General features: G+C 57.4%; 13 protein-coding genes. 5 read left to right on the top strand and 8 right to left on the bottom strand.

The features are described from left to right. Positions 1-45: 45 nt before the first annotated feature. Positions 46-2,121, top strand: a complete 2,076-nt coding sequence (locus tag V6942_RS20735) for a YccS/YhfK family putative transporter (RefSeq protein WP_182930582.1) — start codon at positions 46-48, stop codon at positions 2,119-2,121. Here V6942_RS20735 and argD read toward each other — a convergent pair. The 3 genes from argD to ppiA all read right to left on the bottom strand — a co-directional run bounded on the left by argD (position 2,114) and on the right by ppiA (position 4,647). Continuing rightward, complete coding sequence (argD, locus tag V6942_RS20730; protein ID WP_106925150.1) at positions 2,114-3,331, bottom strand: bifunctional acetylornithine/succinyldiaminopimelate transaminase; 1,218 nt, start codon at positions 3,329-3,331, stop codon at positions 2,114-2,116. The two genes, V6942_RS20735 and argD, sit on opposite strands and share 8 nt — an antisense overlap. A gap of 83 nt (positions 3,332-3,414) precedes the next feature. Further along, the gene (gene pabA / locus V6942_RS20725; RefSeq protein ID WP_182929914.1) at positions 3,415-3,978 is read right to left on the bottom strand and encodes an aminodeoxychorismate synthase component 2; all 564 of its coding nucleotides are present in this window, start codon (positions 3,976-3,978) and stop codon (positions 3,415-3,417) included. Between the two features lie 96 nt (positions 3,979-4,074). Next, a complete protein-coding gene (ppiA, locus tag V6942_RS20720) occupies positions 4,075-4,647 on the bottom strand; it encodes a peptidylprolyl isomerase A (protein WP_106925148.1) in 573 nt (190 codons plus the stop codon). Positions 4,648-4,925: 278 nt separating this feature from the next. Here ppiA and tsgA point away from each other — a divergent pair, with 278 nt between their 5' ends. From tsgA to cysG, 4 genes are all read left to right on the top strand, one after another. Continuing rightward, complete coding sequence (gene tsgA / locus V6942_RS20715) at positions 4,926-6,107, top strand: MFS transporter TsgA (protein ID WP_333501764.1); 1,182 nt, start codon at positions 4,926-4,928, stop codon at positions 6,105-6,107. A gap of 249 nt (positions 6,108-6,356) precedes the next feature. After that, positions 6,357-8,900, top strand: coding sequence for a nitrite reductase large subunit NirB (nirB, locus tag V6942_RS20710; RefSeq protein WP_182929913.1), 2,544 nt, complete (start codon positions 6,357-6,359; stop codon positions 8,898-8,900). Next, a complete protein-coding gene (gene nirD, locus V6942_RS20705; RefSeq protein ID WP_106925144.1) occupies positions 8,897-9,223 on the top strand; it encodes a nitrite reductase small subunit NirD in 327 nt (108 codons plus the stop codon). Before nirB ends, nirD begins: the two co-directional genes overlap by 4 nt. 147 nt (positions 9,224-9,370) lie before the next feature. Further along, positions 9,371-10,744: a siroheme synthase CysG gene (gene cysG / locus V6942_RS20700; protein ID WP_333501763.1), complete on the top strand. Its 1,374-nt coding sequence runs from the start codon at positions 9,371-9,373 to the stop codon at positions 10,742-10,744. 162 nt (positions 10,745-10,906) lie between these two features. Here the strand turns inward: cysG and trpS are convergent, their stop codons facing one another. From trpS to damX, 5 genes are all read right to left on the bottom strand, one after another. Continuing rightward, positions 10,907-11,911 carry a tryptophan--tRNA ligase gene (gene trpS / locus V6942_RS20695; RefSeq protein WP_106925142.1) on the bottom strand — a complete coding sequence of 335 codons (1,005 nt, stop codon included), beginning with the start codon at positions 11,909-11,911 and terminating at the stop codon, positions 10,907-10,909. Continuing rightward, positions 11,904-12,665 (bottom strand): phosphoglycolate phosphatase, encoded by a 762-nt coding sequence (gene gph, locus V6942_RS20690; RefSeq protein ID WP_106925141.1) that lies wholly within the window; start codon positions 12,663-12,665, stop codon positions 11,904-11,906. The genes trpS and gph overlap by 8 nt, the downstream gene beginning before the upstream one ends. Beyond that, positions 12,658-13,335: a ribulose-phosphate 3-epimerase gene (rpe, locus tag V6942_RS20685; RefSeq protein WP_182966872.1), complete on the bottom strand. Its 678-nt coding sequence runs from the start codon at positions 13,333-13,335 to the stop codon at positions 12,658-12,660. Before rpe ends, gph begins: the two co-directional genes overlap by 8 nt. A gap of 33 nt (positions 13,336-13,368) precedes the next feature. Beyond that, positions 13,369-14,202 carry an adenine-specific DNA-methyltransferase gene (dam, locus tag V6942_RS20680; protein ID WP_106925139.1) on the bottom strand — a complete coding sequence of 278 codons (834 nt, stop codon included), beginning with the start codon at positions 14,200-14,202 and terminating at the stop codon, positions 13,369-13,371. A gap of 117 nt (positions 14,203-14,319) precedes the next feature. Continuing rightward, positions 14,320-15,642 carry a cell division protein DamX gene (damX, locus tag V6942_RS20675; RefSeq protein ID WP_333501762.1) on the bottom strand — a complete coding sequence of 441 codons (1,323 nt, stop codon included), beginning with the start codon at positions 15,640-15,642 and terminating at the stop codon, positions 14,320-14,322. Positions 15,643-15,672 lie beyond the last annotated feature (30 nt).

Here is a 15,672-nt window from a genome sequence, read left to right as displayed (position 1 = left end):
CTAAACGGCGTATTGCCAGGCAATACGCCGCTTTTGTTTTCCCCTATGTGGCGCAGGCTGATTTACCACCCAGAAATCAACTATGCACTACGGCAAACGCTGGTGCTGTGTTTGCCCGTGGCTATTGGCCTGCTTTTCGGCCATCTTCAGCAGGGCCTGCTGTTCTCGCTGGTGCCCGCCTGCTGCAACATCGCCGGTCTCGACACCCCACATAAGCGCTTTTTCAAACGCCTGATTATCGGCGGCAGCCTGTTTGCCGGGTGCAGCCTTGCCGTGCAGCTGCTGCTGGCGCGCGACGTTCCCCTGCCGCTGATCCTGAGCGGGCTAGCGCTGCTGCTGGGCGTAACGGCGGAGATCAGCGCGCTGCACGGGCGGCTACTGCCCGCCTCGCTGATCGCCGCCATTTTTACGCTCAGCCTGGCCGGCAATATGCCCATCTGGCAGCCGCTGCTCATCTACGCGCTGGGCACCCTGTGGTACGGATTATTCAACTGGTGGTGGTTCTGGATATGGCGCGAACAGCCGCTGCGTGAATCGTTAAGCCTGCTCTACCGCCAGTTGGCCGACTATTGCGAAGCAAAATATAGTCTGCTGACGCAGCATACCGACCCCAACAGCGCACTCCCGCCACTGCTCACTCGCCAGCAAAAGGTGGTGGATCTCATTTCCCAGTGCTACCAGCAGCTGCATATGCTGGCGGCTAACCAACATAACGACTACAAGCGGCTGCTGCGTGCTTTCCAGATGGGGCTGGATTTGCAGGAACATATCTCCGTTAGCCTGCACCAGCCGGAAGAGGTCCAGAAGCTGGTTGAACAAAGCCACGCCGAAGCGGTGATCCGCTGGAACGCGCAGACCGTTTCCGCGCGCCTGCGCGTGCTGGCGGACGATCTTCTCTATCATCGCTACCCCACGCGCTTCACGATGGACAAACAGATTGGCGCGCTGGATAAAATTGCCCGCCAGCATCCGGATAACCCGGTCGGCCAGTTTTGCGCCTGGCACTTCAGCCGTATTGCCCGCGTACTGCGTAGCCAGCGCCCGCTTTACCCACGTAATCTGATGGCCGACAAAGAGCGCCGCCTGCCGCTCATCCCGGCGTTAAAAAGCTATCTGTCGCTGAAGTCGCCCGCGCTGCGCAACGCCGCACGCCTCAGCGTCATGTTAAGCATTGCCAGCCTGATGGGGATGGCGCTGCATCTGCCGAAACCCTACTGGATCCTGATGACGGTCCTGCTGGTCACGCAAAACGGCTACGGCGCTACGCGCGTAAGGATTTTCCATCGTGCGGCAGGGACTCTGGCCGGGCTGGTCATCGCCGCTATCGCCCTACACTTCCACACGCCACAAGGGTGGGCGCTGGCTGGGATGCTGATCGTGACGCTGGTAAGCTACTTGATTATTCGCCGCAGCTACGGCTGGGCCACCGTGGGCTTCACGATTACGGCGGTGTATACCTTGCAGCTTCTGACGCTCAACGGCGAAGAGTTTATTATCGCCCGCTTTATCGACACCCTGATCGGCTGCCTGATTGCCTTTGGTGGGATGATCTGGCTGTGGCCGCAGTGGCAGAGCGGCCAGCTGCGTCAGAACGCTCAGGCGGCGCTGGAGGCTGACCAGGAGGCCATTCGTCTGATCCTCAGCCCCGACCCGCAGGCGCCTAAGCTTGCCTATCAGCGCATGCGCGTCAACCAGGCGCACAATACGCTGTACAACACCCTCAACCAGGCCATGCAGGAACCGGGATTTAACTCTCGCTATCTCGAAGACATGAAGCTGTGGGTCACCCACAGCCAGTTTATCGTCGAGCACATCAACGCCATGACGACCCTGGCACGCGAGCACAACATGCTGACGCCGGATCTGGCCCAACGCTATCTGGAGTCGTGTGAAATCGCGCTCCAGCGCTGTCAACAGCGTCTGGAATACGATGAGGCGGGAAGCAGCGGCGAGGTGAACATTATGGAAGCGCCGGACGCGCTGTCCCACGGGCCGTTGAGCACCATGGAACAGCATCTCCAGCGTATTTTAGGGCACTTAAGCACCATGCACACCATCTCGTCGGTGGCCTGGCGCCAGCGCCCGCGGCACGGCGGCTGGTTGAAACGGCAGTCTAGCTGATCAATGCTGCCACGGCTTGTGCAAAGCGCTGCATACCGTCGTCGATATCCTGTTCTTCCACCACCAGAGATGGCGCAAAGCGCATCACGTCCGGGCCCGCATTCAGCACCATCACGCCAGCATCCGCCGCAGCATACAGGAAGTCGCGCGCGCGGCCTTTATACTTCGCGTTCAGTTCTGCACCTATCAGCAGACCCATGCCGCGCACATCGCTGAAGACATCGTACTTCGCGTTAATGTGCTGCAGATGCTGAACAAAGCGCTCACGTTTAGCATTCACGCCGTTAAGGACTTCGGGGGTGTTAATGATATCGAAGGCCGCCCCGGCCACGGCACAGGCCAGCGGGTTACCGCCGTAGGTGGAACCGTGTGACCCCACGTGGAAGGCACTGGCAATCTCTTCGGTGGTGAGCATAGCGCTGACCGGGAAACCGCCGCCCAACGCCTTGGCGCTGGTCAGAATATCCGGCGTCACGCCGTAGTGCATGTAAGCGAACAGCGAGCCGGTACGGCCCATGCCGCTCTGCACTTCATCAAACACCAACAGCGCCTGGTGCTTATCGCACAGCGCGCGCAGGCCTTTGAGGAATTCTGGCGTTGCCGCCAGTACGCCGCCTTCACCCTGAATAGGCTCGACCACGACCGCGCAGGTATGATCGTCCATTACCGCTTCTACCGCATGCAGATCGTTAAACGGTACGTGGACAATATCGGCCGGTTTCGGGCCAAAACCATCGGAATACTTCGGCTGACCGCCCACGGAAACGGTGAACAACGAACGTCCGTGAAACGCGTTATGGAAGGCAATAATTTTGGTTTTGTACGGGCTATGGCGGGTAGACGCGTAGTAACGCGCCAGCTTAAAGGCGGTTTCGTTGGCTTCCGTTCCGGAATTCATGAATACCACACGTTCCGCGAAGGTAGCATCCACCAGCTTCTGCCCCAGGCGCAGCGCCGGTTCGTTAGTAAACACGTTGCTGGTATGCCACAGGGTTTCACCCTGGGTTTTCAGCGCGTCCACCAGTGCCGGATGACAGTGGCCCAGCGCCGTCACCGCAATACCGCCTGCAAAATCAACGTACTCTTTGCCTTGCTGATCCCAGACGCGGCTGCCCTTGCCCTTCACCGGAATAAACTCGGCCGGTGCATAAATTGGCAAAATGACCTGATCGAAGGTCGCGCGGGTGATCGCAGGTTGTTTGGTTACCATGTCATGCCCTTCTTCAACGATGCAGCAATGATTGTGAGAATCTATCCACAAAATATGCATAAAAAATCACATCATGGCAACTACTATCGATGGAGAAAGTTGGCCAGCAGCGCGTGTCCTTGCTCGCTAAGAATGCTTTCCGGGTGGAACTGTACGCCTTCGAGATCCCACTCGCGGTGACGAATCCCCATGATTTCACCGGCTTCGCTAAGCGCGGTAACCTCAAAGCAGTCCGCCAGGGTATCCGGCTGAATCAGCAGCGAATGATAGCGGGTAACCGTCAGCGGGTTATTCAGCCCGCGAAAGACGCCCTGCTGCTGATGGAAAATCGGCGAGGTTTTGCCGTGCATGACCTGAGCGGCGCGAACGATACGCGCGCCAAAGGCCTGAGCGATAGCCTGATGACCTAAGCAGACGCCAAGAATGGGAATTTTGCCGGCGTAGCGGCGAATAACGTCAAGTGAAATACCGGCATCATCCGGCGTGCAGGGGCCTGGAGAGATAACGATTTTCTCCGGTGCCAGCAGGGCGATTTCCTCGAGAGTGATGTCATCGTTACGTCTGACCGTTACGCTGGCGCCCAGCTCACAGAAATACTGGTAAAGGTTCCAGGTAAAGGAATCGTAATTATCAATCAGCAGGATCATGGCGGCTCCGGTTATCTTTCTGCCGCCATTCTACCGGGTGACATCCACTTTAGCGATACGGGCGACGGCCTCATGCCTGACGCCGCCCGATATGGCTTACGGCAGGACTTTCGCGGAAAGGATCACGACCGGCTTGGTCGGCACATTCTGGTACGGCCCGACGTTATGGCTCGGCACCTGGGAGATTTTATCCGCCACGTCCATGCCCTTCACAACCTTGCCGAATACCGCATAGCCGAAATCACGCTGACCGTGATCAAGGAAGGCGTTATCGGCCACGTTGATGAAGAACTGGCTGGTTGCGCTATCTTTATCAGCAGTACGCGCCATCGCGATAGTGCCGCGAGTATTACGCAGGCCATTGTCAGCTTCGTTTTTAATCGGCGGGTTCGGCTGCTTCTGCTGCATCTGCTCGTTAAAACCGCCGCCCTGAACCATAAAGCCCGGGATCACGCGGTGGAACGTCGTGTTGTTGTAAAAGCCGCTATTAACGTATTTCAGGAAGTTTTCAACGGAAACCGGCGCTTTCTGGCTATCCAGCTGCAGCTCGATATTACCCGCGGAGGTCGTCAGCAGTACGTGCGGATTCTGGGTTGCTGCTAAAGCCGCAGGAGCCATCGCCGAGAGAGCAAAAACAGCCGCCACGGCCGCCAGAGTTGATTTGAGCATGAGAATTCCTTTAACAGGTGCAGTAGAGAAAGCAAGTGGCTTGATTCTAAAGAGGGACAGCCCCTCAGGCCAGTGCTTTACCAAAGTTTACCTGGGCTCAACGCTTATAATGAGCGTGGTAAGCATTGCCACATTTGATTTTGTGATCCAGATCACAATGAAAAGTGTAATACGCCAACGTTTGCGTAATAAAACTATGAATACGTCACTTCAGTGACTAAAATCTGCCCGCTCAGCGCAGTGTCAACGCGCTTTACACAACTATTCACAGGCCAGTCATGACTAACAGCAACCGTATCAAGCTCACATGGATTAGCTTCTTCTCCTACGCCCTTACCGGTGCGTTGGTGATCGTCACCGGGATGGTGATGGGGAACATCGCCGATTACTTCAATCTGCCCGTTTCCAGCATGAGTAACACCTTTACCTTCCTGAACGCCGGTATTCTGATCTCGATTTTCCTCAATGCATGGCTGATGGAAATTGTTCCCCTGAAGACGCAGCTGCGTTTTGGCTTCATTCTGATGGTACTGGCGGTGGCCGGCCTGATGACCAGCCACAGCCTGGCGCTGTTCTCGGCGGCCATGTTCGTGCTCGGTCTGGTCAGCGGGATCACCATGTCGATCGGTACCTTCCTGATTACCCATATGTATGAAGGCCGTCAGCGCGGCGCGCGCCTGCTGTTTACCGACTCCTTCTTCAGCATGGCGGGGATGATTTTCCCGATGCTCGCCGCCTGGCTACTGGCTCGTACCATCGAGTGGTACTGGGTCTATGCCTGCATTGGCCTGATCTACGTCGCGATTTTCGTGCTGACCTTCGGCTGCGAGTTCCCACTGCTGGGTAAAAAAGCCCAACACAACGACCAGCCAGTGGTCAAAGAGAAGTGGGGCATTGGCGTGCTGTTCCTGTCCATCGCCGCCCTGTGCTACATCCTCGGCCAGCTGGGCTTTATCTCCTGGGTGCCGGAATATGCTAAAGGCCTGGGCATGAGCCTTGGTGACGCGGGTAAACTGGTCAGCGACTTCTGGATGTCTTACATGTTCGGCATGTGGGCCTTCAGCTTCATCCTACGCTTCTTCGACCTGCAGCGTATCCTGACCGTGCTGGCTGGCATCGCGACCCTGATGATGTACCTGTTCAACCACGGCGAACCGCAGCATCTGGCATGGTTTATTCTGACCCTGGGCTTCTTCTCCAGCGCCATTTATACCTCAATTATCACCCTGGGTTCGCTACAGACCAAAGTCGCCTCCCCAAAACTGGTTAACTTCGTGCTGACCTGTGGCACCATCGGCACCATGCTGACCTTCGTGGTAACCGGCCCGATCGTTGCCAGCAGCGGCCCGCTGGCTGCGCTCACCACGGCGAACGGACTCTACGCTGTCGTGTTTGTGATGTGTCTGATCCTCGGCTTCGTTAGCCGCCACCGTCAGCATGCTACGGTTGCCGGACACTAATCCTTACCGCCCCTTTTCAACCTGAAAAGGGGCACCTTTCTCCAGCTCTGCCCCCCGCCGCTTATTTGCTCATTTTGAACAAAAAACAAACACCAAAGAAAGTTGTGTATTATCCGCAACTTACAAAACCACTTTAAAATCATAGCCATACCCATTAAGTGGTAGGTAAAGGCTAAATTGATTTGAATCAATAATCCCCCTAGCTGAATCGTTAAGGTAGGCAGTATTAGAATAGAAATCGAGGCAAAAATGAGCAAAGTCAGACTCGCAATTATCGGTAACGGCATGGTCGGCCACCGTTTTATCGAGGATCTTCTCGATAAATCCGATGCCAGCCACTTCGACATTACCGTCTTCTGTGAAGAACCCCGCATCGCCTACGACCGCGTCCACCTCTCCTCCTACTTCTCACACCACACGGCGGAAGAGCTGTCGTTGGTCCGTGAGGGCTTCTATGAGAAGCATGGTGTGAAGGTACTGGTCGGCGAACGCGCCATCACCATTAACCGTAAAGAGAAGGTGATCCACTCCAGCGCGGGTCGTACCGTCTTTTACGACAAGTTGATTATGGCGACCGGTTCTTACCCGTGGATCCCACCGATTAAAGGGTCTGAAACTCAGGATTGCTTCGTTTACCGTACCATTGAAGATCTGAACGCCATTGAATCCTGCGCCCGCCGTAGCAAACGCGGTGCGGTGGTCGGCGGCGGCCTGCTCGGCCTCGAAGCAGCCGGCGCGCTGAAAAACCTCGGCGTTGAAACCCACGTGATCGAATTCGCCCCGATGCTAATGGCGGAACAGCTCGATCAGATGGGCGGCGAGCAGCTCAAGCGCAAAATCGAAAGCATGGGTGTGAAGGTTCACACCAGCAAAAACACCAAAGAGATCGTGCAGGAAGGCGAGAACGCCCGTAAAACCATGCGCTTTGCCGACGGCAGCCAGCTGGAAGTCGACTTTATCGTCTTCTCTACCGGCATTCGCCCGCGCGACAAGCTGGCCACCCAGTGTGGTCTGGAAGTCGCCCAGCGAGGCGGCATCATGATTAATGACCGCTGCCAGACATCCGATCCGGATATCTACGCCATCGGCGAATGCGCCAGCTGGAAGAACCGCGTCTACGGCCTGGTGGCGCCGGGCTACAAAATGGCTCAGGTTGCCGTTGACCACATCCTCGGCAGCGAAAACAGCTTCCAGGGTGCCGATATGAGCGCCAAGCTGAAGCTGCTTGGCGTTGACGTAGGCGGTATCGGCGATGCGCATGGCCGTACGCCGGGTGCGCGCAGCTACGTCTACCTCGACGAAAGCAAAGAAGTCTACAAACGCCTTATCGTCAGCGCAGATAACAAAACGCTGCTCGGCGCGGTGCTGGTCGGCGACACCAGCGACTACGGCAACCTGCTGCAGCTGGCGCTGAACGCCATCGAACTGCCGGAAAACCCGGATTCGCTGATTCTGCCGGCGCACGCCAGCAGCGGTAAACCGTCTATCGGCGTCGATAAGCTGCCGGACAGCGCGCAAATTTGCTCCTGCTTCGACGTCTCGAAAGGCGATCTGATCGCCGCGATTAACAAAGGTTGCCACACCGTGGCGGCGCTGAAAGCCGAAACCAAAGCCGGTACCGGCTGCGGCGGCTGTATTCCGCTGGTCACCCAGGTCCTCAACGCCGAGCTGGCGAAACAGGGTATTGAAGTCAACCACAGCCTGTGTGAACACTTTGCGTTCACCCGCCAGGAGCTGTATCACCTGATTCGCGTGGAAGGCATCAAAACCTTCGACGAGCTGCTGGCAAAATACGGCAAAGGCTACGGCTGTGAAGTCTGCAAACCGACCGTGGGGTCCCTGCTGGCTTCCTGCTGGAACGAATATATCCTCAAGCCGCAGCATACGCCGCTTCAGGACACCAACGACAACTTCCTGGCCAATATCCAGAAAGACGGTACCTACTCGGTGATCCCACGCTCCGCCGGCGGTGAAATCACCCCAGAAGGCCTGGTGGCCGTTGGCCGTATCGCGCGAGAATTCAATCTGTACACCAAAATCACCGGCTCCCAGCGTATCGGCCTGTTCGGTGCGCAGAAAGACGATCTGCCGGAAATCTGGCGTCAGCTGATTGAAGCAGGCTTCGAAACCGGTCACGCCTATGCGAAAGCGCTGCGTATGGCCAAAACCTGCGTCGGTAGCACCTGGTGTCGTTACGGCGTGGGCGACAGCGTGGGCTTCGGCGTGGAGTTAGAAAACCGCTACAAAGGCATTCGTACGCCGCACAAAATGAAGTTTGGCGTCTCCGGCTGTACCCGCGAGTGTGCAGAAGCGCAGGGCAAAGACGTTGGCATCATCGCCACCGAGAAAGGCTGGAACCTGTACGTCTGCGGTAACGGCGGCATGAAGCCACGTCACGCGGATCTGCTGGCGGCTGACCTCGATCGCGAAACGCTGATCAAATACCTCGATCGCTTCATGATGTTCTACATCCGTACCGCCGATAAGCTGACGCGTACCGCGCCGTGGCTGGATAACCTGGAAGGCGGTATCGACTACCTGCGTTCCGTGATCATCGACGACAAGCTGGGCCTGAACGAACATCTGGAAGCTGAAATCGCCCGTCTGCGTGAAGCGTTTGCCTGCGAATGGACCGAGACCGTAAACGACCCGGCCGCTCAGGTACGCTTCAAACACTTTATCAACAGCGAACAACGTGACCCGAACGTCCAGGTGGTTGCCGAGCGTGCCCAGCACCGCCCTGCTACGCCGTATGAACGTATTCCGGTCACTCTGGTGGAGGAAAACGCATGAGCCAGTGGGTAAATATCTGCAAAATTGACGCTATTGTCCCAGCGACCGGCGTCTGCGCCTTGCTGGGAGACCAGCAGGTGGCGATCTTCCGCCCGTATGCCGATGATCGGGTCTTTGCCATCAGCAACATCGACCCGTTCTTCGAATCGAGCGTGCTGTCTCGCGGCCTGATTGCCGAACATCAGGGCGAGCTGTGGGTGGCAAGCCCGCTGAAAAAACAGCGCTTCCGTCTGCGTGATGGGCTGTGCATGGAAGATGAGAGCCATTCCGTCGCCCATTACGAAGCGCGCGTTAAAGACGGCCAGGTGCAGCTCAAGGCCTGAACGTTCAGGCATAAGTAATACCAAAAACTTATGACCTTAAAGGGGTAACAGCAGGAAAAATCGTGTATTCCGTACGATGTCTGCTGTTATCCTTACCCGCATTATTCATTCCCCGCATTTCTATTGCTAATTCCGTGAGGTTGCCCCGTGGATCACTTACCCATCTTTTGCCAACTGCGCGATCGCGAATGTTTGCTGGTCGGCGGCGGTGATGTTGCCGAACGCAAGGCGCGTCTACTGCTGGACGCGGGCGCTCGCCTCACGGTAAATGCGCGGGATTACGTCCCGCAGTTCCACGTCTGGGCCGAGGCGGGAATGCTGACGCTGGTCGCGGGCGACTTCCAGCCCGCTCTGCTCGACCCCTGCTGGCTGGCCATTGCTGCCACCGACGACGATGCGATCAATCAGCAGGTCAGCGATGAGGCGGAAGCTCGACGCATTTTCTGCAACGTGGTGGATGCGCCGAAAGCCGCGAGCTTTATCATGCCATCGATTATCGACCGCTCGCCGCTCATGGTAGCGGTCTCCTCCGGCGGCACCTCACCGGTGCTAGCGCGCCTGCTGCGCGAGAAGCTGGAAGCGATGCTGCCACAGCATCTGGGCCAGGTTGCGGCCTATGCCGGAAAGCTACGCGAACGGGTGAAAAAACAGTTCTCCACGATGGGCGAACGCCGCCGCTTCTGGGAAAAAATGTTCATGAACGATCGCCTGGCGCAGTCGCTGGCTAACCAGGACCGCCAGGCCATTGAAGAAACGACCGAACAGCTGCTGACCGCCCCGCTCGACCACCGTGGTGAAGTGGTGCTGGTCGGCGCCGGGCCGGGCGATGCCGGGCTCCTGACGCTCAAAGGGCTACAGCAGATCCAGCAGGCTGACGTCGTGGTATACGACCGACTGGTCTCTGATGACATCATGAATCTGGTTCGCCGCGACGCAGACCGCGTATTCGTCGGTAAACGCGCGGGCTACCACTGCGTACCGCAGGATGAAATTAACCAGATTCTGCTGCGTGAAGCACAGCAGGGTAAACGCGTGGTGCGCCTGAAAGGCGGCGACCCCTTTATTTTTGGTCGCGGCGGTGAAGAACTGGAAACCCTGTGCGATGCGGGTATTCCTTTCTCGGTGGTGCCGGGGATCACGGCCGCTTCAGGCTGCTCGGCTTACTCCGGCATTCCGCTGACCCATCGCGACTACGCACAAAGCGTACGCCTGGTCACCGGCCACCTGAAGACCGGCGGCGAACTGGACTGGGAAAACCTGGCGGCAGAAAAGCAAACGCTGGTGTTCTACATGGGGTTGAACCAGGCAGCCACTATTCAACAGAAGCTGATTGAGCACGGAATGCAGGGCGATATGCCGGTCGCCATCGTCGAGAACGGTACGGCGGTAAACCAGCGCGTGGTCGATGGTCAGTTGACGCAGCTCGGCGAGCTGGCGCAGCAGATGGCGAGCCCGGCGCTGATTATCGTTGGGCGCGTGGTTGGGCTTCGCGACCGGTTGAACTGGTTCTCCAACCATTAAACGTAAAAAAACCGGGATTATCCCGGTTTGAAGTTGGTGACAAAATAGCTGCCTGATGGCGCTTCGCTTATCAGGCCTACATAAACCCACACAACCCACTGATATTGCAGAGCATGTAGGCCGGGTATGGCGCAGCCGCCACCCGGCAATTTGCGCTAATGCTTACGGTTTGGCCACAAAGCCAATCGCTTCGTACACCGCCTTCAGCGTCTGAGATGCACGCGCACTGGCCTTCTCTGCGCCTTCTTTCATGATCTTCTGCAGGAAAGCTTCGTCGTTACGGAAGCGATGATAACGCTCCTGCAGTTCGCTCAGCATACCGGAAACGGCTTCCGCCACTTCCCCTTTCAGGTGGCCGTACATCTTGCCTTCGAAGTGTTTTTCCAGCTCAGGAATGCTCTGGCCGGTTACGCCGGAGAGAATATCCAGCAGGTTAGAAACGCCCGCTTTCTCTTTCTGATCGTAGCGAATAACCGGCGGCTCTTCAGAGTCGGTCATCGCACGTTTGATCTTTTTCACTACCGATTTCGGGTCTTCCAGCAGGCCAATCACGTTGTTGCGGTTGTCATCGGACTTGGACATCTTCTTGGTCGGCTCAAGCAGCGACATTACGCGCGCGCCGGACTTCGGAATAAACGGCTCAGGCACTTTGAAGATATCGCCGTAGATGGCGTTAAAGCGCTGGGCGACATCGCGGCTCAGCTCCAGGTGCTGCTTCTGGTCTTCACCAACCGGCACCTGATTGGTCTGGTACAGCAGGATGTCTGCCGCCATCAGCACCGGGTAGTCAAACAGGCCGGCGTTGATGTTTTCCGCGTAGCGGGCAGATTTATCTTTGAACTGAGTCATACGGCTCAGCTCGCCGAAATAGGTGTAGCAGTTCAGCGCCCAGCCCAGCTGTGCGTGTTCCGGCACGTGAGACTGTACGAAGATGGTGCTTTTTTCCGGGTCGATTCCGCAGGCCAGATACAGCGCCAGCGTGTCGAGCGTCGCCTTACGCAGCGCCTGCGGGTCCTGACGTACGGTAATCGCGTGCTGGTCAACGATGCAGTAGATGCAGTGATAGTCATCCTGCATGTTGACCCACTGACGCAGTGCACCCATGTAGTTACCGATGGTCAGTTCACCTGACGGCTGTGCGCCGCTGAATACGATGGGCTTAGTCATGTTCTGATTCCTGATTTTCACTGTTTGCAAGCCCGAGAGCGGGCAAAAGTTCATTGAAGTGGTCAAAGACGACGTCCGGCTCGCTCAGCGCGATGGCTTCGCCATAGTTGTAGCCGTAGGTCAGACCAACGGAGGTGCAGCCCGCAGCCTTAGCGGCCTGAATATCATTGCGCGAGTCACCGACAAACAACAGCGCTTCCGGGGCCAAAGAAAGCTTTTCCGCCACCTTCAGCAGCGGCTCGGGATGCGGCTTCTTGTTCTGCACGTCATCCCCGCCAATCACCACGGAGAAATAGCTGTCGATGCCCAGCGACGCCAATATCGGTGCCACGAACGGCGTTGGCTTGTTGGTCACCAGCGCCAGCGGTAAGCCGCTGGCGTGCAGCGCGGCCAGCGTTTGCTCAACGTGCGGGAACAGGAAGCTACCCTCTTCGGCAAACTCGGCATAATAACGATCGAACAGACGTCGCAGCACGCGAAGCTGCTCGTCTTGCGGAATATCGTGGCTATCGACGGAGGGTTTCCCCTGCGCCGCGCGCTGGGAAGCGCGTTCCTGGCGGGCCCAGTTCAGCGCCCGTTCCATCAGAACGTCGGCACCGTTGCCAATCCAGGTAACGACGCGGTCTTCGCCCGCGACCGGAAGCTCCAGCGCATACAGGGCGCTATCCACCGCCGCCGTCAGCCCCGGCGCGCTGTCGACCAGCGTACCGTCGAGGTCAAACGCGACGCCGCGAATGGTTTGCAATTTATCCATGACTTACCTTTGCCAGCTCACTGCGCATTTCATCAATGACTTTGTTGTAGTCTGGTTGGCCAAAAATCGCCGACCCGGCGACAAACATATCCGCCCCGGCCGCCGCGATTTCGCGAATATTATTCACCTTCACGCCGCCGTCGACTTCCAGACGGATGTCATAGCCGGACGCATCAATGCGGCGACGCACTTCCTGCAGCTTGTCCAGCGTATGTGGAATAAAGGACTGACCGCCGAAGCCTGGGTTAACCGACATCAGCAGGATGACGTCCAGCTTGTCCATCACGTAGTCGAGGTAGCTTAGCGGCGTAGCCGGGTTCAGCACCAGACCCGCTTTACAGCCATGTTCTTTGATCAGCTGCAGCGTACGGTCAACGTGTTCAGAGGCTTCCGGATGGAAAGTGATGATGCTGGCGCCTGCGGCGGCAAAGTCCGGCACCAGACGGTCAACCGGTTTCACCATCAGGTGCACATCAATAGGGGCGGTAATGCCGTAATCACGCAGCGCTTTCAGCACCATCGGTCCGATGGTCAGGTTAGGCACGTAATGGTTATCCATAACATCGAAATGAACCACGTCCGCCCCGGCGGCCAGCGCACGGGCCGTGTCTTCCCCCAGGCGGGCAAAATCGGCCGACAAAATTGAAGGGGCAATCAGGTACTGTTTCATCCGCATCTCCTCAGAGCCTATCCATTAGGGTCTTTAACGTTGTTTTTTGCCTGGCGGGCGATACAGCGCCAGCAGTTCGTCCACCTTTTTACGCGTGCCGCCGTTGCGGCTAATACTGCGTCGAACCTTGACGACGTGCGTATCCGTCGCGTTTTTATACCATTCCAGCGTCAGCGGCGTACGATGGTTCGAAATCAGTACCGGGATCCGCTTCGCCATCAGCTCCTCCGCCTTTCGCGCCAGAATCTCCTGCTGCTCCAGGCTGAAGCTATTGGTGTGATAAGCCGTAAAATTGGCCGTAGCTGACAGCGGCGCATAGGGCGGATCGCAGTAGACTACGGCATTTTTGCCGGCGCGCTTCATGCAGTCTTCATAAGACTCGCAGTAGAATTCGGCGTTTTGCGCCTTCTCAGCGAAATGGCGCAGCTCGGCTTCCGGGAAATAGGGCTTCTTATAACGGCCAAACGGGACGTTAAACTCACCGCGCAGATTATAACGGCACAGGCCGTTGTAGCCGTGGCGGTTGAGGTACAAAAACAGCACCGCGCGACGGAACAGGTCGGTACTGGCGTTAAACTCTTCGCGGAATTGATAGTAGCGCTCGGCGTTATTGGTTTCGGGAACAAACAGCGTCCTCGCCTGCTCAACGTACTCATCGGCGCGCGTTTTAACGATTTTATAGAGCTCAATGAGATCGCTGTTGATATCAGCCAGAATATAACGCGAAAAATCGGTATTCAGGAATACCGATCCAGCACCAACGAAGGGTTCAACCAGACAATCGCCCTCGGGCAGATGGCCTTGAATTTCATCGAGCAGCGGGTACTTTCCCCCTGCCCATTTCAAAAAAGCGCGATTTTTTTTCATGCGGCCTGACTACTTACACTCTCTCCGGCTGTGGAGAAAGCTCCGACAGCATCCTGCGCTTCTACGCCCCGCCTATACCATGCGATATAGACGGGGCGGTCGACAACGAAACGACGGTTACTTCAGGTCAGACTGTACCTGATGCAGCGGTTTCGCCCACGGGTTTTTGGCCTGTACGTCGGCTGGCAGCGTGGTCACGGCGCGTTTGGCATCATCTTTCGATGCGTAGATGCCGCTGACCAGGACATACCACGGCTGGCCATTGCGAGAGGTTTCATACACCACGTAGTTTTTCAGGTTCTCTTTCTTCGCCCAACCGTTTAGGTTGTCGTAGTTAGAAGAAGAGCTGAGCTGCAGCGTGTAATGTGAGCCAGAAGCTGATTTCAGCGAGCCCACGTCGCCCGCCGACTTGCCGGTTGCCGTCGCGGCAGGCGCTGCGGTTGCCGTCGCGGCAGGCGCTGCGGTTGCAGCGGCCGTAGCCGTCGTGGCGGTAGCCGCAGGCGCAGCGGTGGTTGCCGCCGGTTTTGCCGCTTCAGCCGCAGGCGCTTTTGCCGGCGTTGAGGTGGCCGCCGTTACGGTCTGTTTCGGCGCAGTGGTCACCGGCTTCGTTTCAACCGGTTTGCTCTGCGCGGCCGGAGCCTGCGTTTTCACCGTGGCCATCGGCTGCGGTTTGGTTTCGATAACCGTATGCTTACGTTCCGGACGCGGAGCCGTCGCGGTCTGACGCGGCGTTTCCACCGGCGCAGTGACCGCAGGGCGCGCACCGTTACGAATCGGTGCCACGGTAGCCGGTTCCGTCGGCAGCGTAGAGTTCACGACCGTGTCGTCGCTCTGGCCCTGCGGCTGCGTCAGCGCATTGTTCAGGTCACCCTGAACTTCGACGCGCTGCTGACCGTCCGGCGCAGCGGTCTGCTGGCCCTGGGTCGGCGTAGAGGAGATTGGCGGCAGCGTGACGTCCTGCTGCGGGTTGTTTTCCTGTGCAGGCTGAGGCTGAGAAGCATTGGCCTGATCGGTATTATCGCCCGACAGAGAGATGCTCTTCTCCGACGATGCGCTTTGATCGTTTGAAGAAGGTGCTTTCAGTGCCGAACCGATGCCGACAATCAACACCAGCAGCACAACCACGCCCAGCCCCATCATAATGTACTGGCGGGAAGCCGGTTTACGCGGCGCGGCATTTTTACGTTTACGCGGGCGGCGCTCTACCACTTCCTCTGCGTCAGCGTCATCGGCTTCTTCAGATTCGTAGTATTCGTCTTCCGGCTCGGCTTCTTCACGTGCTTTGCGACTACGGGACGGACGACGCTCATCCGCATCGAGTTCCACATCATCAAAGTTGATCTGTGGCTCGCTGTCACGATCGGAAGATTGACGAGAGCGACCAGTACGACGATCGCTGGGATCGGGTTTCAGCTCGTCTTCTGGTTTAAATTCATCCATTTAACACCCCACTAAAAGGCTTATGCCACG

This window comes from Kluyvera genomosp. 2 (assembly GCF_036759865.1).
In the GTDB taxonomy this organism is placed as follows: domain Bacteria; phylum Pseudomonadota; class Gammaproteobacteria; order Enterobacterales; family Enterobacteriaceae; genus Kluyvera; species Kluyvera ascorbata_B.
Note: the sequence above shows the minus strand (reverse complement) of the source record. Positions and strands in the feature narration are given on the sequence as shown.